The 16,109-nt window shown below is 66.3% G+C and carries 15 protein-coding genes and 1 tRNA gene; 8 read left to right on the top strand and 8 right to left on the bottom strand.

Features of this window, described 5'->3' with window-relative positions; all coding sequences use genetic code 11:
* Positions 1-120: 120 nt before the first annotated feature.
* The 4 genes from CLM74_RS17015 to CLM74_RS17000 all read left to right on the top strand — a co-directional run bounded on the left by CLM74_RS17015 (position 121) and on the right by CLM74_RS17000 (position 5,131).
* Positions 121-1,638 (top strand): alanine/glycine:cation symporter family protein, encoded by a 1,518-nt coding sequence (locus tag CLM74_RS17015; RefSeq protein WP_025874267.1) that lies wholly within the window; start codon positions 121-123, stop codon positions 1,636-1,638.
* Positions 1,631-2,464: a TrmH family RNA methyltransferase gene (locus CLM74_RS17010; RefSeq protein ID WP_025874268.1), complete on the top strand. Its 834-nt coding sequence runs from the start codon at positions 1,631-1,633 to the stop codon at positions 2,462-2,464. The genes CLM74_RS17015 and CLM74_RS17010 overlap by 8 nt, the downstream gene beginning before the upstream one ends.
* Before the next feature lie 209 nt (positions 2,465-2,673).
* On the top strand, positions 2,674-3,666 hold the full coding sequence (locus tag CLM74_RS17005) for a hypothetical protein (RefSeq protein WP_105164566.1): 993 nt from the start codon (positions 2,674-2,676) through the stop codon (positions 3,664-3,666).
* A gap of 13 nt (positions 3,667-3,679) precedes the next feature.
* Positions 3,680-5,131, top strand: coding sequence for an alanine/glycine:cation symporter family protein (locus tag CLM74_RS17000; RefSeq protein WP_025874270.1), 1,452 nt, complete (start codon positions 3,680-3,682; stop codon positions 5,129-5,131).
* 78 nt (positions 5,132-5,209) lie between these two features.
* Here CLM74_RS17000 and CLM74_RS16995 read toward each other — a convergent pair whose 3' ends face one another.
* From CLM74_RS16995 to CLM74_RS16980, 4 genes are all read right to left on the bottom strand, one after another.
* Complete coding sequence (locus CLM74_RS16995) at positions 5,210-6,631, bottom strand: M28 family peptidase (protein ID WP_088101012.1); 1,422 nt, start codon at positions 6,629-6,631, stop codon at positions 5,210-5,212.
* 224 nt (positions 6,632-6,855) lie between these two features.
* Entirely contained in the window at positions 6,856-7,260 is a 405-nt protein-coding gene (gene mscL / locus CLM74_RS16990; protein ID WP_025874272.1) for a large-conductance mechanosensitive channel protein MscL, read from the bottom strand.
* A gap of 55 nt (positions 7,261-7,315) precedes the next feature.
* Positions 7,316-8,032 (bottom strand): fumarylacetoacetate hydrolase family protein, encoded by a 717-nt coding sequence (locus CLM74_RS16985; protein WP_099785214.1) that lies wholly within the window; start codon positions 8,030-8,032, stop codon positions 7,316-7,318.
* A 70-nt stretch (positions 8,033-8,102) separates the two neighbouring features.
* On the bottom strand, positions 8,103-8,384 hold the full coding sequence (locus tag CLM74_RS16980; RefSeq protein WP_105164565.1) for a hypothetical protein: 282 nt from the start codon (positions 8,382-8,384) through the stop codon (positions 8,103-8,105).
* Between the two features lie 178 nt (positions 8,385-8,562).
* On the opposite strand from CLM74_RS16980, the gene CLM74_RS16975 reads away from it, so the two are divergent.
* Complete coding sequence (locus CLM74_RS16975) at positions 8,563-8,898, top strand: Rieske (2Fe-2S) protein (protein WP_049469607.1); 336 nt, start codon at positions 8,563-8,565, stop codon at positions 8,896-8,898.
* 421 nt (positions 8,899-9,319) lie between these two features.
* Here the strand turns inward: CLM74_RS16975 and CLM74_RS16970 are convergent, their stop codons facing one another.
* The 4 genes from CLM74_RS16970 to thiS all read right to left on the bottom strand — a co-directional run bounded on the left by CLM74_RS16970 (position 9,320) and on the right by thiS (position 13,056).
* Positions 9,320-11,167 (bottom strand): SLC13 family permease, encoded by a 1,848-nt coding sequence (locus tag CLM74_RS16970; RefSeq protein ID WP_025874276.1) that lies wholly within the window; start codon positions 11,165-11,167, stop codon positions 9,320-9,322.
* Positions 11,168-11,194: 27 nt separating this feature from the next.
* Complete coding sequence (trmB, locus tag CLM74_RS16965; protein WP_025874277.1) at positions 11,195-11,929, bottom strand: tRNA (guanosine(46)-N7)-methyltransferase TrmB; 735 nt, start codon at positions 11,927-11,929, stop codon at positions 11,195-11,197.
* Positions 11,929-12,723, bottom strand: a complete 795-nt coding sequence (locus CLM74_RS16960; protein ID WP_032975186.1) for a thiazole synthase — start codon at positions 12,721-12,723, stop codon at positions 11,929-11,931. Before CLM74_RS16960 ends, trmB begins: the two co-directional genes overlap by 1 nt.
* A 132-nt stretch (positions 12,724-12,855) precedes the next feature.
* Positions 12,856-13,056 (bottom strand): sulfur carrier protein ThiS, encoded by a 201-nt coding sequence (gene thiS, locus CLM74_RS16955; protein WP_105164564.1) that lies wholly within the window; start codon positions 13,054-13,056, stop codon positions 12,856-12,858.
* A 207-nt stretch (positions 13,057-13,263) separates the two neighbouring features.
* Here thiS and CLM74_RS16950 point away from each other — a divergent pair, with 207 nt between their 5' ends.
* The 3 genes from CLM74_RS16950 (at position 13,264) to CLM74_RS16940 (ending at position 15,972) form a co-directional block, all read left to right on the top strand.
* Positions 13,264-15,096 (top strand): autotransporter domain-containing esterase, encoded by a 1,833-nt coding sequence (locus CLM74_RS16950; protein ID WP_025874280.1) that lies wholly within the window; start codon positions 13,264-13,266, stop codon positions 15,094-15,096.
* Positions 15,097-15,202: 106 nt separating this feature from the next.
* Positions 15,203-15,276, top strand: a tRNA-Gly gene (locus CLM74_RS16945).
* Between the two features lie 291 nt (positions 15,277-15,567).
* The gene (locus tag CLM74_RS16940; RefSeq protein WP_032975183.1) at positions 15,568-15,972 is read left to right on the top strand and encodes a DUF805 domain-containing protein; all 405 of its coding nucleotides are present in this window, start codon (positions 15,568-15,570) and stop codon (positions 15,970-15,972) included.
* Positions 15,973-16,109 lie beyond the last annotated feature (137 nt).

Raw genomic sequence — 16,109 nt, 5'->3', positions numbered from 1 at the left:
CCGGCGGAGAACACGCCCCCACATCCGGCGCTATCGCAGCGACCTTCGATCAGGGAGAATCGACCGGTCCCTTCCAGCCGACGGGACGTCCTCACAACCCGCCGACTGGAGAGAGCGCGCGTGGAAGCTACCGTACATTTCATCAACAGCATCATCTGGAGCAAGGCGCTGATCTTCATGTGCCTGGCCGCCGGCCTGTTCTTCAGCCTGCGCACCCGCTTCATGCAGATCCGTGGTTTCGTCGAGATGTGCCGCCTCACCGTGTCCGGCGAGAAGTCCGACGCCGGCGTGTCCTCGTTCCAGGCCCTGGCCATGTCGATGGCCGGCCGCATGGGCATCGGCAACATCGCCGGCGTGGCCACCGCCATCGCCTTCGGCGGCCCCGGCGCGATCTTCTGGATGTGGGTGATGGGCTTCCTCGGCGCCTCCACCTCGTATGTGGAATGCACCCTGGCGCAGATCTACAAGACCAAGGATGCCGAAGGCCGCTACCGCGGTGGCCCGGCCTACTACATCGAAAAAGCGATGGGCCTGAAGTGGTATGCCATGGCCTTCGCCATCGCCACGATCATCGCCGCCGGCTTCCTGATGCCCGGCGTGCAGGCCAATGCGATCGCCGACAGCGTCATCAACGCCTGCCGTGGTACCGCGCTGTGCGGTCCGCTCGATGGCCAGGCCTTCGGCATGGAATCGGCGCAGGCGCTGAAGCTGGGCATCGGCATCGTCGTCGCCCTGCTGCTGGGCGTGGTGATCTTCGGTGGCGTCAAGCGCATCGCCAACTTCGCCGAAGTGGTGGTGCCGTTCATGGCCGCCGGCTTCATCCTGATGGCCATCGTCATCATGATCATCAACTATGACCGCGTGCCGGAAATGTTCGGCATCATCTTCAAGAGCGCGTTCGGCACCCATGCCGCGTTCGGCGCGATGATGGGCCTGGCGGTGGAGTGGGGCATCAAGCGCGGCATCTACGCCAACGAGGCCGGCCAGGGCTCGGGTCCGCACGCTGCGGCGGCCTCGGAGGTCTCGCACCCGGCCAAGCAGGGCTACGTGCAGGCGTTCGCCATCTACTTCGACACCATGATGGTGTGCACCGCCACCGCCTTCCTGATCCTGGCCAGCGGCACCTACAACGTGTATTCACCGGTCGCCGGCGCCGCGCCGATCTTCCAGGGCCTGGCCGGGATTCCCGAAGGTGCGGGCTACGCGCAGGCGGGTGTGGAAGCGGTGCTGCCGGGCTGGGGCTCGGCCTTCGTGTCGGTGGCGATCTTCTTCTTCGCCTTCACCACGATCATGGCCTATTACTACATGGCCGAAACCAACCTGACCTACGTCAACCACAACAAGCGCCGGCCGCTCACCGTGCTGCTGCTGCGCCTGGGCATCATCGGCATGGTGGTGTTCGGTGCCTTCCACAACGCCACCCTGGCCTGGGCGCTGGGTGATATCGGCGTGGGCCTGATGGCCTGGCTGAACATCATCGCCATCCTCATCGTGCAGAAGCCGGCCATGCTGGCCCTGCGCGATTACGAACGACAGAAGAAGCTCGGTCTCGACCCGATCTTCGACCCCGATGCCCTGGGCATCAAGAACGCCGATTTCTGGCGTCAACGCAAGCTGGAGTTGTCCCGTAGTGAATGATCCCTGGAAGAATGCCCGCCGCCCGTCGTCGCGACCGCCGCGGGCCACCCCGCTGCCACCGCGTGAGGGCGGCACCCCGCCACCGCCGGGGCGAGGCAACGACGAACTTCGCCTGTACGGATGGAACGCGGTGCAGGCGCTGTTCGCCAAGCGTCCGCAGGCGCTGCGCAAGCTGTACCTGGTGGAATCGCTGATTCCGCGCATGCAGCCGGTGCTGAAGTGGTGCGTGGCCAACCGCGTGGGCTATCGCGTGGTGGAGGAGGGCGACCTCAACAAGCTGGCTGCCACCACCCACCATGAAGGCCTGGTGGCCGACGTGCTGCGCGCGCCGGTGTTGCCGCTGGCGCAGTGGCTGGCCGAACTGGGCGAAGGCCCGGCGCTGGCACTGTGGCTGGATGGCGTCGGTAATCCGCACAACTTCGGTGCGATCCTGCGCTCTGCCGCGCACTTCGGCGCCAAGGCGCTGCTGCTGCCGGCCAGCAGTACGCTGGCGTTGTCCGGCGCGGCCGCGCGCGTGGCCGAGGGCGGCGCAGAGTCGGTGCCGCTGGTGCAGTTGCCTGAGGATGCAGAAGCGATGGCGCAGCTGCGCGCGGCCGGTTTCGGCCTCGCCGCGACCCTGGTCGAGGGTGGCGATGACGTGTTCCGCGCGTCGTTGCCGGCCCGCCTGGTCTACGTGATGGGCGCGGAAAGCGAAGGCATGGATCGCGGCCTGGCCAGCCAGTGTGACCAGCAGCTGTCGATTCCCGGCAGTGGCGCGGTTGAAAGCCTGAATGTCGCTTCCGCCACGGCCGTGTTGCTGGCGCAGTGGGTCAGCCAGCGCGGCTGATGGGCGTGTCTGCGGGCACCGGAAACCGGTGCCCGCACAGCGCAGTTCCAGGCCGAACGGGACTTCCCGGCAGCCGGGCAACGTCTGGCGGTTTTCCTGGCAGTGCCATGCGCAAAGCAGGCATGACGAATTGAAAGTTTCCTTATTGGTGTGCCGTTCCCGGCGACGCAGGGTGGAAGTCCATCCAACGTCGTACAGGAGCGGTTCCCATGCATCATCCTCCTCGCAGTGCGGTGCGTGTCTGCCTGGTACTGGCACTCAGTGCGCTTGCCGCCGTTTCCGCGCAGGCCAACGAGCGCACTCTCGACGGCGTCAACTTCACCGGCCCGCTGATCACGCCCAATCCTGCCGGCATGCCAGCGGGTCACTGGTACGTCGAACCCTATCTGGTGCGGGTCGACAGTTCCTCGTCCTTCGACCACAACGGCGACCGCCAGCGCAGCAGCGAACGCAGCGGCGCGTGGGCGATGGTGGTGCCCATCGCATACGGCTTCAGCGAACGGGTGACCGGCCAGGTCAACCTGAGTGCATCACGCGCCGAATCCGGCAACGCACGCAGCCGAGGCTTCCGTGCCGGTGATACCACCGCGCGCCTGCAATACCTGTTGCAGGCCCCCAGCGCCGATGGCACCACGCCGGCGGTGTCGATTGCCCTGGTACAGCGCTTCAGCACCGGCAGCCACGACCGCATCACCGGCAATCCGCTGGATGCGCAGGGTGATGGCGTGCAGCGCACCGTCGCCGCGTTGGCCGTGCAGCAGGTGCTGTGGCTGGGCAACGATCGGCCGCTGCGCTGGCGGGCGCAGTTCAGCGCGGGGCCGGCGCCATCGCGAACGGCCATCTCCGGCACCAGCGTGTACGGCACCGAGGACGGCTTCCAGGGCCATATCGCGCGGGGCTCGGTACTGGGTCTTTCCGTGGGCGCCGAATACAGCTTCAACGATCGCTGGGTCGGCGTGATGGAAGTTGCCGCCAGCCGCGAGACCGGCCAGCGCCTGACCGGTTTCGCGCCCGACGCTGCAGGTGGCGTCCGGCCCATCAACGAACACCGCCCGGCCAGTCGCAACCTGACCTTCGCGCCCGCTGTCGAGTACCACTTCAGCCCGTCGCTGGGGCTGATCGCCGGCGTCGAATTCACCGTTGCAGGCCGCAATACCGGCCGCATCATCAGTCCCCAGGTCGCCCTGGGCATGTTCTTCTGATGGGGGCCCTGCGATGAATGTCGAATCGATCGTCAATGCCGTGCTTGCCGTTGTCTGGAGCCCATACCTGGTGGTGCTGTGCCTGGCAACGGGCCTGTACTTCAGCGTGCGTACCCGCTTCGTGCAGTTGCGCGCGCTGCCGGACATGCTGCGCCTGATGTTCCGTCACGAGCGCTCCGATGCCGGTGTCTCGCCGTTCCAGGCGTTGTCACTGTCGCTGTCCAGCCGGGTGGGCGTGGGCAACATCGCCGGTGTCGCCATGGCCATTGCCTTCGGCGGTCCGGGCGCGATCTTCTGGATGTGGATCGTCGCCTTCCTCGGTGCCTCCAGCGCGTTCATCGAGTCCACCCTGGCGCAGATCTACAAGGATCGCGACGCCAAGGGGCAGTATCGCGGTGGCCCGGCGTACTACATCGAGAAGGGGCTGGGCCAGCGCTGGTACGCCGTGCTGTTCGCGCTGGTCACGGTGCTGGCGGGGGCGATGCTGGCGGGCACGCAGTCCAACGCCATCACCAGTGCGGTGAACGAAGCGTGGGACGTTCCGGTGATGGTCACCACCGGTGTGCTGCTGGTGGTGTTGGCGGCGATTCTGCTCGGCGGCGTGCGTCGCATCGCGCGCGTCGCCGAATGGGTGGTGCCGGTGATGGCCGTGGCCTATCTGCTGGTCACTGCGGTGGTGATGGTACTCAACGTCGAGCGCGTGCCTGAGGTCATCGCCCTGGTGCTGCGCAGCGCCTTCGGTGTTGACGCCGCATTCGGCGCGATGATCGGGACCGCGATCCAATGGGGGGTGCGTCGTGGCGTGCTGTCCAACGAAGCTGGCATGGGCAGTGGCGCGCATCCTGCCGCTGCAGCAGAAGTGTCGCACCCGGTGAAGCAGGGGCTGGTGCAGTCGTTCTCGGTGTACATCGACACCATGGTCGTGTGCAGCGCGACGGCCTTCCTGATTCTCTCCACCGGGCTCTACAACGTCTACGACCCGGCGGTGAACGGTGTACCGGACGAGGCGCGCCTGCTGCTGGGCAACCTTCCCGGCGTGGAAGCAGGGCCACGCTTCGTACAGCACGCGGTGGAGTCGGCCTTGCCCGGCTTCGGCAAGTCGTTCGTCGCGCTGGCGATCCTGCCATTCGCGTTCACCACCATCCTGGCCCTGTACTACATGGCCGAAACCAACGTCAGTTACCTCTGCCGCGATCGTCCCCGAGGATGGGTGATGGGCACCTTCCAGCTGCTGTTCCTGGCCGCTACGGGCTACTCGGCGATGAACAGTGCGACAGTGGCGTGGGCGCTGGGCGATATCGGCGTAGGCATGATGAGCTGGCTGAACATCATCGCCATCCTGCTGCTGCAGAGGCCCGCGTTGGCCGCGCTGCGCGACTACGAAGATCACCGGCGTCACGGGCGTGACCCGTTGTTCAACCCGAAGCTGCTGGGGGTTCGCAATACCAGCGTGTGGGCACAGTAAGCGCCCAGGCCGGTAGCGCCGGGCATGGCCCGGCGCTACCGGCTCATGAGTCACTCCACGCACAGCGTGGAAGTGGACTCACTCGTTGGGCGGCGTGGTTGCCTTGGCTTCGCTACCGAAGTTGCCATCGGCCTCGGCCGCCAGGTAGGCAAACACGGTATAGGCCGCCACGTTCTGCGCCAGCGCCTTCGGGTCGATCTTGTCGAGTGTGTCGTCGGCGGTGTGGTGCAGGTGGAAGTAATCCGAGCCATCCTGCGCCAGCCACGCCCATGCGCCACCCTTGGCGGCCAGCGGACCGACATCCGGCCCCGGGCCGCCCTTGTCGGCGGCGTACTCGATGCCCAGCGGCTTCATCACCTCGGCAATCTGCCTGGTTGCCACGCGCGAGCCTTCCGGGTTCGGCGAACCGGTGTTGAAGGCGTAGATGCGGCCAGCACCGAAATCGCTCTCGGCGGCCAGCTGGTGCAGGGCTACGTCCTTGGCGTGCGCCTCGGCGTAGGCCTTGCCGCCATACAGGCCCTGTTCTTCGTTGGCGAAGGCCACCACGCGGATGGTGCGCTTCGGCGCCTGCTTCAGCTGGCCGATCAGATGACCGGCGGCCATGGTGATGCCCACGCCTGCGCCGTCATCGACCGCGCCGGTGCCCAGGTCCCACGAGTCCAGGTGTCCACCGATCACCACCACTTCCTTCGGCAGCGTGCGGCCGGTGATCTCACCGATCACGTTGTACGAAGTCGCCGTGCCATCCCAACCGCAGTCCAGTGCGACCTTCACCGTGGTTGCGCCACGGGCAAGCAGGCGCGCCAGCTGGTCGGCGTCGGGCACCGACAGCGCCGCCGACGGCACCGGGGTCAGGCCGTCATCAAAGCGGGTGATGCCGGTGTGCGGCACGCGGTGCGAATCGGTACCGGCCGAGCGCATCAGGAAACCGATCGCGCCCTTGCGGATGGCCTCGGACGGGCCCTTGCTGCGGATCGCGCCGCCACGGCCATAGTCGCGGCCATCGCGGAACGGCAGCATCTGGTAATCGACGAAGGCGATCTTGCCCTTCAGCGAACCCGCCGGTGCGGCCTGCAGCGCGGCCAGATCGGCAAACCGCACTACCTCGGCTTCGACCGTACCGCCCGGGCTGCCGCCCAGCGCGGTGATCTGCAGCGGTTGCGGGTTCCTGCCGGTCACGGCGGCGTGCTCGCTGCGGCGCTCCCATTTCGGGAAGGTCACCGGTTCCTTCCACACCTTGTCAAAACCCAGTGCCTTGAACTTGGCTTCGGCCCAGGCCACGGCACGGGCGTCGGCCTCGCTGCCGGCGATGCGAGGGCCGATCTCGGTGGTCAACGATTCGACCACCTTCCAGCCGGTGTCATCGGCCAGCGCCTGGTCGCGCAGCTGCGCGGCGGTGGCCAGCGAAGCCGGCGGCAGGGTGGTGGCACGCGGCGCCGCGAAGGCCGGCGCGGCCAGCAGGGCGAGGGAGGATGCGATGGCAAGGACGCGGCGACGCATGGACAGCTCCGGGAAGGGTGTAAGCCTTGGAGCTTAACAGTCGTTCAGCGCCGCGCATGGGCGGGAGGTCATGGCCGGCGCGGATGCTGTTTTTCGCCAGATGCAGCAAAGCGAAAGCCCCGCCGGAGCGGGGCTTTCGCATGCCTCTGCGGTAGCGCCGGGCATGCCCGGCGAGCGCAGCGGCAAGATGGCGTTCCGCCAGGCATGGCCCGGCGCCACCAACCTTATTTCTTCAGGCTGTCGCGGATCTCGCGCAGCAGCACCACTTCCTCGGCCGGCGCTGCCGGTGCCGCTTCCTTCTTGCGCGACAGGCGGTTGATCACCTTGATCACCAGGAAGATGGCGAACGCCACGATCACGAACTGGATCAGCGTGTTGATGAAATCACCGTAGCCGATCACCACGGCCGGGATTTCCTTGCCATCAGGCCCGATGCTGGCCGGCGACAGTGTCCACGCAAGCTGGGAGAAATCGACCTTGCCGATCAGCATGCCCAGCGGCGGCATGATGATCTTCTCCACCAGCGCGGTGACGATCTTGCCGAAGGCAGCGCCAATCACCACGCCGACGGCGAGGTCGATGACGTTGCCGCGCATCGCGAATTCCTTGAACTCGGTGAGCATTCCCATTGTTGTTTTTCTCCTGAGGGCGAGGGGGGCAGCGCGAAGGGTAGCGCAGGTGATGTCAGCCGGCGATCACGCCGTGGCGTTCGGCCACGTTCTCAAGGCGTGCACTGAAACGGTCGCCGGGCTTCAGCGCGGCCACGCCGGACGGCGTGCCCATGAACACCAGATCGCCGGCGCGCAGCTGCCACAGCTTGGACAGCTCGTGCAGGATCTCCGGCACGTTCCAGATCATCTGGTCGAGCAGGGACTGCTGGCGGACTTCGCCATTGATCTCCAGCGACAGATTGAGCGCGGCCAGATCGCCGACTTCACCGGCGTGCACGATCTCGCTGATCGGTGCAGAGGCATCGAAACCCTTGGCCGAATCCCACGGGTGGCCCTTCTCCTTGGCGGCCGCCTGCAGGTCGCGGCGAGTCAGGTCCAGGCCTACGGCATAGCCATAGACCAGGGCCTCGGCGTCGGCCAAGGCCAGCACGCCGGTGGGCGCGTCACGGCCGATCGCCACCACCAGTTCCACCTCGTGATGCAGGTTGCTGGTGGCAGGCGGGTAGGGGATCACATCGTCGTGGCCGACCACGATGGCGTCGGCCGGCTTGGTGAAGAACATCGGGCGGCCGCGATCATCTGCTGCGGGCACGGCAGCACCCATCTCACGCGCGTGGTCGGCGAAGTTGCGGCCGACGCAGTAGATGCGGTGCACGGGAAAGCTGCCGCCACCCACCACCGGTACACGCGGCGTGGCTGCAGCAGGGATCACATCGGAGACATCGGACATGCGGGCATCCAGGAAGGGAGTGCCCGCAGTCTAGAACGCAGCAAGGCCCGCCGTCAGCGGGCAGCGTCGATCAGCGCGAGGACGGCAGCGCCGACTTGCGCACCACGTGGTACTCGCCCTCGACCACGTTCGGGTCGACCGGGCGGCTCGTGCCGGGCTTGCGCGAAGCCAGCAGCTTCCACGCCAGGCCCACCAGGATCATGGCTGCACCGACGAATACGCCGATGAACACCATCGCGGCCAGAATCGCCAGGCCGAGCAGGCCCACGGCAACGCGCACCAGCGGATGGCGCGGCTTGCGCGGGGCAAACAGGGTGCGGAACTGGTTGAAGGCGAAATCGCGATTGAACATGGTGGCTCGATAGGCTGGAAATCAGCGAGCCATGAGTATCGGCAGGTGCCACTGTCATTGAGTGAAAAACTCGTTAAATATAGCCTTGGCTTATTACGGATCAATGACTTGTGTTCATGTCGCAGCTAGTCACATGACCAGGCGTGCGACAATGCGCGATTCCGTCCGAGCCTTCGCCATGACTGCCGCTGTTGCCCTGATCACCCTGGATGCCATTGCCGATGGTGCGTTTGCCGAGGTTGAAGCGGTGGTCGATGGCGATGCCGAGTCGCTGCTGCTGTACCGCGACGGTGAACAGGTGCGCGCGTTCCTGAACATCTGCCCGCACGCGGGCCGCCGCCTGGATTGGGCGCCCGGCCAGTTCCTGAAGAGCCGCGAAGGCCATCTGGTCTGCGCCGCCCACGGCGCCTCGTTCGCGCTGGACAGTGGCGACTGCATCGCCGGCCCCTGCAAGGGCGACCGCCTGCGCGCAGTGCCGGTGGATGTGCGGGATGGACAGGTCTACCTGGCCTGAGGCATCGGTGTGCGGACCAACGGTCCGCACCCACCGAGTTCAGAACCCACCACATCAGCGAAACATCCAGGAATCCATCCACGCATGGCGTGGATCTACCGTGTCGACCAAGGTCGACACCCACCCACAGCAGCACAGAATGCCGTTCCGACAGCGCGCGGAAATCTGTCGAAGGCGGGGTGGGTCCGGTTGCGGGGGTGTCCGCGGCATGGATGCCGCGGCCAAGCCCCCAAGGGTGAGGGCGCTTTGCTTGCGAAGCACTGCTTCGCAAGCGCCCGAACGCACAGCCGCCAGCGGCTGGGCCGGTCTGGGGGTTTACGGCGTCCCCCGCAACCGGACCCACCCCGCCATCCCAAGGAATGCAGGCCGTTGTCGTTGCCTCTGCGGGTGCAGGGCGCAGCCCTGCCAACAAACCCAACCTTCAGAACATCAGGTTGATCATCACCACCACCACACAGGTGTAGATCAGTGACAGCGGGCCGCCGACCCGCCACATCTCGCGCGGGGTGTAGTTGGCCGGGCCGGTGATCATCGAAATCACCGGGTTCGACGCCGTCATCAGGTTGTTGGACGCCGACAGCGCCACGATCAGCGCGAACGCCGTGGGATTGCCGCCGGCCGCCAGCGCCAGGTTCACCGCGATCGGCACCATCACGATGGTCGCGCCCACATGGCTGATCACCAGCGAGAACACCGTGGTCAGCAGCGCCAGCGCCAGTTCCAGCACCCAGATCGGAATGCCGGTGGGCAGCTTGTCGATGGTATGGCCGGCCACCCATGCCGCTGCGCCGCTGGAATCCATCGCCCAACCGAGCGGAATCAGCCCGGCCATCATGAACACCGTCTTCCAGTTGATCGAGGCATAGGCCTCGTCCATGCGCAGCACGCCGGTCAACAGCATCCCGGCCACGCCGGTCATCAGGGTCAGCGCCACCGGCAGTTTGCTGGTCAGCGCGATCAGGATGGTCAGGGCGAAGATCGCCATGGCAATCTTGAACTTGTGCGGGCGCTGCTCGCCGGTGGGGTAATCGGTGACCACCACGAAGTCGCGGCTCTTGGCGGCCTGCGCAAGGTCGGTCCAGATGCTGTGGAAGACCAGCATGTCGCCGGCGCGCAGCTGCACATCGCGCACATCCTCGCGGATCACCTGCTTGTCGCGGTTGATCGCCAGCAGGCTGATGCCGCGTTCCTTGCGCAGGCGCAGCTCGCCTGCGGTCTTGCCGATGACGCCGGAGGTCGGCGGCACCACCGCCTCGGAAATGCCGGCGCGGCTGGGATTGAACAAGTCGCCCAGGTGTTTCAGGCGCGAGGACATGCGCAGGAACTGGTTCTGCGCGAAATCGTGGATCTGCTGGCGCGGGCCCATCGCGCCGAGCACGCTGCCCACCCAGATGCGCATTTCCGCAGGGGGGGCCAGACGGGTGTCATTGCCGGTCTTCAGTGCCAGCAGCAGCGGCGCGTCATGCAGGTTCTCGGCCTCGCCCAGGGTCATGCCGACCAGCGGGCTCTCGGCGGTGACCACCAGCTCGAACACGTCGCCTTCGATGCCGTAGGTCTTGGCGAAGTAGCTCTCGGTGCGGGCCGGCGTGGTGCCGTCGTTGACCAGGCTTTCCTCTTCCACCAGCTTGCGGTCGCCGTAGTAGCGGAAATACAGCAGCGAGGCGATCAGCAGGGCGATGCCGATCGGCAGCGGCGCGAACATGCGCAGCGGCTCGATGGTGGCCAGGCCGGAGGGCAGGTTGTTGTTGGCCGAAGCCAGCAGATCGTTCAGCAGGATCAGCGGCGAGTTGCCGACCATGGTCAGCGCGCCACCCATCACGATCGCCGCCGAGATCGGCAGCAGCAGGCGCTGCATGGTCAGCCCGGTGCGCGCGGCCAGACGCGAGGCAACCGGCAGGTACAGCGCCATCACCGACGGGTTCTGCATGAAGGACGAGTTCAGGCCGGCGATGGCCGTGGTCATCATCAGCAGCCGCTGCTCCACGCCATGGCCGCGTCGCAGCAGCCAGGCCGCGAGCCGGTTCAAGGCACCGGTGCGGTCCAGGCCCGCGCCGAGAATGGTGGTGGCGATGATGCTCATCACCGCGTTGCCGGAGAAGCCGCCGAAGATCTCCTCCGGCGCGATCAGGCCGGTCACGCCCAGCACCACCAGCACCACCAGCGCGACCACGTCGGCGCGGATGCGCTCGAACAGGAACATCGCCATTGTGAAGCCGACCAGCCCGAGCACGAGCTTCATGTCAGTGGTCAGCGTCAGCGCGGTATCCATGTCGGGCGCGGCGTCCTCAGGCGTTCATCAGGTGCGGTCGTACAACAGGTCCCAGACGCCATGGCCGAGCTTCTGGCCGCGGGTCTCGAAGTGGGTCTGCGGGCGCCAGTCCGGGCGCGGCACGCTGCCACGCGGACCGGCACGGTTGACCAGGCCGGGGGTGGCATCGAGCACGTCCCACATCTGCTCGGCGTAATCCTCCCAGTCGGTGGCACAGTGCAGGCGGCCACCGGGGCGCAGCTTGCGCACCAGCAGCTCGGCAAAACCCGGCTGGATCAGGCGACGCTTGTTGTGGCGCTTCTTGTGCCACGGGTCGGGGAAGTAGATGCGCACTTCGTCCAGCGCGCCATCGGCGATTTCCTTTTCCAGCACTTCCACCGCGTCGTGGTGGTACAGGCGCACGTGGTCGGCGTTGTCGTCGGCCAGCGCGTTCAGCAGGCGGCCCACGCCGGGCGCGTGCACTTCCAGGCCGATGTAGTCGCGGCTGGGGTCCTGCTGGGCGGCGAAGCGCAGCGCGGCGCCATTGCCGAAGCCGATTTCCAGCACCTTGTGCGCATCGCGGCCGAAGGTGGCATCCAGATCACGCGGTTCACCGCTGAAATCCAGGCCGAAACGCGGCCAGCGCTCGTCGAACGCGCGCTGCTGGGCCGGGGTGAAACGGCCCTGGCGCAGCACGAAGCTGCGCACTTCACGGCGGCCTTCGTTGACCGTGAACGGCTTGGGCGGTGCCTTCGAACCGGCGCTGTCGAATGGATTGGTCATCAGCCGATCAACCCATCGATTGGCGAGGACGCACTGGCATAGCGCTTGCGCGGAATGCGGCCAGCCAGGAACGCCTCGCGGCCGGCTTCCACGGCCTTGCGCATGGCGCTGGCCATCAGCACCGGGTTGCGCGCGCCGGCGATGGCGGTGTTCATCAGCACGCCGTCGCAGCCCAGCTCCATCGCGATCGCCGCATCTGAAGCGGTGCCCACGCCGGCGTCGACGATGATCGGCACCTTGGCGTCTTCGATGATCTGCAGCAGGTTGTACTTGTTCTGGATGCCCAGGCCCGAGCCGATCGGCGCGGCCAGCGGCATCACCGCAGCGCAGCCGATCTCTTCCAGGCGCTTGGCCAGGATCGGGTCGTCGGAGGTATAGACCATCACCTCGAAACCGTCCTTGACCAGCTGCTCGGCGGCCTTGAGGGTCTGCACCACGTCCGGGTACAGCGACTTCTGGTCGCCCAGTACTTCCAGCTTGGTCAGGTTGTGGCCGTCCAGCAGTTCGCGGGCCAGGCGGCAGGTGCGCACGGCATCCTCGGCGGTGTAGCAGCCGGCGGTGTTGGGCAGGATGGTGTAACGGTCCGGCGGCAGCACGTCGAGCAGGTTCGGTTCGCCCGGGTTCTGGCCGATGTTGGTACGGCGGATGGCCACGGTGACGATCCGGGCGCCCGCGGCCTCGGTGGCCAGGCGGGTTTCTTCCAGATCCTTGAACTTGCCGGTGCCGGTAAGCAGCCGCGAGCTGTAGGTCTTGCCGGCGATCACCAGCGAATCGGGGGAGACATGAGCGTTCATGACGCGATTATCGCTTATCCGCCCGAAGATGGGGTCGTCACTTCGACGCCGCCGGGCATGGCCCGGCGCTACCGGAACGGATGCGCAGGGTAGCGCCGGGCCATGCCCGGCGAGCGCAGAGCGCGGGATGCCTCAGCCGCCACCCAGGGCATGCACGATCTCCACCACATCGCCCTCGGCCAGCACATGCTCGGCATGACGGCTGCGGCTGACGATCTCGCCGTTCACCTCCACTGCAACCCGACGTTGCAACAGCTGCTCGGCCGCGAGCAGGTCCCGGAGGGTCGCCGAAGCGGGCAGGGTGCGGGGTTCGCCATTGAGCTGGATGTTCATGGGGCCATTGTCGCTGATTGCCGGTTCGCATCGGAACCGTTGCAAGTTGTGCGCTACGCCCGCACCGGCAAAGCCCGCCGGGCCTGGCTCGAGCGACAATCCATGCGGCGGCGCAGCGTGAGCAATTGGCGGCGCAGTGAAACCATTCACCGTGCGCCGGCGTACGTGCGTCGGATCCTCAAACGATATCCCCACAGGAGTTTTTACATGCTGCTCAGCAAACGCCCGATCCGCTCCCTCATGGCGGCCGCGATCGCGCTGGCCGCGCTGCCGGCCATGGCAGGCGAATCCCCGTTCACCCGCACCGTGTTCATCGGTGACAGCCTGACCGACAGCGGCTACTTCCGTCCGCTGCTGCCGGCCGACGTGCGTCCGGTCACCGGCCAGTCCACCACCAACCCCGGTTGGGAGTGGGCACAGTGGGTGGCCGATTACTACGGCACCAACGCCAGCCCGAACGGCAACGGCCAGACCGGCGACAACTACGCTGTCGGCGGCGCCCGGGTCGGCACCGACTTCCGCAACCCGCAGCTGGGCAACGTGCTGGTGCCGTCGTTGAAGACGCAGACCGCCAACTACCTGGCCGCCAACGGTGGCAAGGCGGATCCGCGCGCGCTGTACACCGTCTGGGGTGGCGCAAACGACCTGTTCCAGATCACCAACCCGGCCCAGGCGCCGGCAGTCATCGGCTCGGCGGTCACTGACCAGATCGGTATCGTGGCCAGCCTGAAGCAGGCCGGTGCCGAGTACGTGCTGGTTCCGAACCTGCCCGATATCGGCTCCACTCCGGGCTTCATCGATCGCGGCGCTGCCGCGCGCGTGCAGGGGACGGCGCTGTCCAACGCCTATAACAGCGCGCTTTATGGCGGTCTCAAGCAGGCCGGCATCGATTTCATTCCGCTGGACACTTACACGCTGCTGCGCGAAATCATCGCCAGCCCGGGCATGTACGGCTTCAGCAACGTCACCGGCCGGGCCTGCACCGTGCCGTCGTCGCTGACCTGCAGCCCCTTGGCCTATGTGCGTCCGGATGCGGCAAGTACCTACCTGTTCGCCGATGACGTGCACCCGACCACGGCCGCGCACCAGATGCTGGGCCAGTACGCCATCTCGATCCTGGAAGGCCCGCGCCTGCAGCAGGTGCTGAGCCACTCGGCGCAGACCATCGGCCGTTCGCGCGCCGACCAGGTCAGCCTGCACCAGGCCGGCCGTCCGGCCGACGGGATGTCCTGGTGGGGCGGCGTGCGCGGTGACATGCAGCGCTACGACCACGCCGATCTGTACGACGGCCTGGCCCCGGCCGGCCTGTTCGGTGTCGACTGGGCACGTGACGGCATGGTCTTCGGCGGCTTCGCCGGCTTTGGCCGCCTGAATGCCGACTTCGGCAACAGCCGTGGCGATTTCACCCAGAAGGACACCACGGCCGGTCTGTTCGCCGGCTGGTACGGCGACCGCATCTGGGTCAATGGCCAGGTCAGCTACACCTGGCTGTCCTATGACGTGAACCGCAAGGTCCAGCTCGGCCCGGCCACCCGCGAACACGGTGGCTCGCCGGACGGCAGCAACCTGACCGCTGCCCTGAACGCCGGTTACGAGTTCGGCACCGAAGGTGGCTTCCGCCACGGCCCGATCGCCTCGGTGATCTGGCAGCAGGTCAAGATCGACGGTTACACCGAAAGCGCCGATGCCGGCACCTTGGCCACCGCGTTGGGTTACGGCAAGCAGGATGTCGATTCCACCGTCGGCCGTATCGGTTGGCAGGCCCGCTTCGACGGCGGCACCGTCAAGCCGTACGTGCAGGTGACCTACGACCACGAGTTCGAAGACACCAAGCAGGCCAGCGCCTGGGTGCAGAGCCTGCCGGACGTCGGCATGTACCGCGTGCCGGGCATGGACTTCGACAAGAACTATGCAACCGCCATCCTGGGCGCGCGTATGGAGCTGTTCGGCCTGCAGAGCAACATCGGCCTGAGCGCCACCACCCTGCAGAAGCGTGCGCAGGACGCGACGCTGTTTGCCAGCTTCAGCGGCAGCTTCTGATGCACACGACGGCAGGCCTGCGGGCCTGCCGTCACCGTCACGGGCAGGCTGCAAGGGCCTGCCCGTTGCGTTTGAACACGTGCCCCGCATAGACTTGTCGGGCAACGCGGGCGTAGCTCAATGGTAGAGCTGTAGCTTCCCAAGCTACTGACGAGGGTTCGATTCCCTTCGCCCGCTCCATGTCTTCCAGCGGTTTGCGGCGTGTCAGCCGCTCCGCGCTACCCAGCCAGCGCGACAGCGCCTCGGCTCGGGCACTTCGATCCGCTTTGCCGCACAGTGATCGCGGGCATTCTGCCAGGTGAGTTTTCCTTGGCTCAGCGCCGCGCGACCGTACTTAGCGCTGGAAAGCCTCCTCTGCGACCTTGCGGTCTGCTCGATCCAGTCACACGGACAGGTTCAGTTGTTGCTGGGATCGGACATGCTAGAAATCCGTCAACAATTGGTATCAATCGTTCGTTGTCCGGAGCGTGAATGATCGCTGCACTTGTGCCCATCAGGCGATGCTTTGATTTTTCGGGACGATCCAACCGGACAGAGTTCTGGTCGTTCTTCCTGCTTGCCGCTTTCTTGGCCGCGCTGAGCTACAGCTTGATGGAAGCTGGCTACTGGCTGATCGGCACACGGTTCTACAATTGGGAACTGGGCTTGCGTCTCAATAGCGTGGGGCAGGGCCTGGCAACGGTCGCGCTGGTATCTTTCCTCCCGCCCATGCTCGCACTGACCGTGCGCAGGTTGCACGACATTGATGAGTCGGGATGGTTTGTTGTCATTGCCTTCGTTCCTTTGGGGGTGTTCGTTCTGTTTCCGGTCATGCTGCTGCCCGGTAGCGAGGAAGAGAATCGATTTGGCGGGACTCAGGGATTGTCGGGGGGCTGAAAGTATCTGGCGCAGCGTTTGCCGGTGCCTGCTTGAGAGTGCGGACTTCGCGTCCGAGCGTGCAAGGCAGATTCCAACAATCCGTATGTCCCCCCGACTTGCCCTCCGCTAGCGTGTTGCCCTCATTTCAAGGAGCA

It is taken from the genome of Stenotrophomonas sp. MYb57 (assembly GCF_002966815.1).
Classification (GTDB): domain Bacteria; phylum Pseudomonadota; class Gammaproteobacteria; order Xanthomonadales; family Xanthomonadaceae; genus Stenotrophomonas; species Stenotrophomonas indicatrix.
The sequence above is the reverse complement of the archived record's forward strand: the minus strand, read 5'-3'. Positions and strand labels throughout refer to the sequence as shown.

Excerpts from the sequence above, each read along its gene's own strand:
- CLM74_RS16975 (WP_049469607.1), top strand. The coding sequence starts at position 8,563 with ATGACTGCCGCTGTTGCCCTGATCACCCTGGATGCCATTGCCGATGGT.
- CLM74_RS17000 (WP_025874270.1), top strand. The coding sequence starts at position 3,680 with ATGAATGTCGAATCGATCGTCAATGCCGTGCTTGCCGTTGTCTGGAGC.
- trmB (WP_025874277.1), bottom strand. The coding sequence starts at position 11,929 with ATGACCAATCCATTCGACAGCGCCGGTTCGAAGGCACCGCCCAAGCCG.
- CLM74_RS16950 (WP_025874280.1), top strand. The coding sequence starts at position 13,264 with ATGCTGCTCAGCAAACGCCCGATCCGCTCCCTCATGGCGGCCGCGATC.
- mscL (WP_025874272.1), bottom strand. The coding sequence starts at position 7,260 with ATGGGAATGCTCACCGAGTTCAAGGAATTCGCGATGCGCGGCAACGTC.
- CLM74_RS16940 (WP_032975183.1), top strand. The coding sequence starts at position 15,568 with ATGATCGCTGCACTTGTGCCCATCAGGCGATGCTTTGATTTTTCGGGA.
- CLM74_RS16970 (WP_025874276.1), bottom strand. The coding sequence starts at position 11,167 with ATGGATACCGCGCTGACGCTGACCACTGACATGAAGCTCGTGCTCGGG.
- CLM74_RS16985 (WP_099785214.1), bottom strand. The coding sequence starts at position 8,032 with ATGTCCGATGTCTCCGATGTGATCCCTGCTGCAGCCACGCCGCGTGTA.
- CLM74_RS16995 (WP_088101012.1), bottom strand. The coding sequence starts at position 6,631 with ATGCGTCGCCGCGTCCTTGCCATCGCATCCTCCCTCGCCCTGCTGGCC.
- CLM74_RS17005 (WP_105164566.1), top strand. The coding sequence starts at position 2,674 with ATGCATCATCCTCCTCGCAGTGCGGTGCGTGTCTGCCTGGTACTGGCA.
- thiS (WP_105164564.1), bottom strand. The coding sequence starts at position 13,056 with ATGAACATCCAGCTCAATGGCGAACCCCGCACCCTGCCCGCTTCGGCG.
- CLM74_RS16980 (WP_105164565.1), bottom strand. The coding sequence starts at position 8,384 with ATGTTCAATCGCGATTTCGCCTTCAACCAGTTCCGCACCCTGTTTGCC.
- CLM74_RS16960 (WP_032975186.1), bottom strand. The coding sequence starts at position 12,723 with ATGAACGCTCATGTCTCCCCCGATTCGCTGGTGATCGCCGGCAAGACC.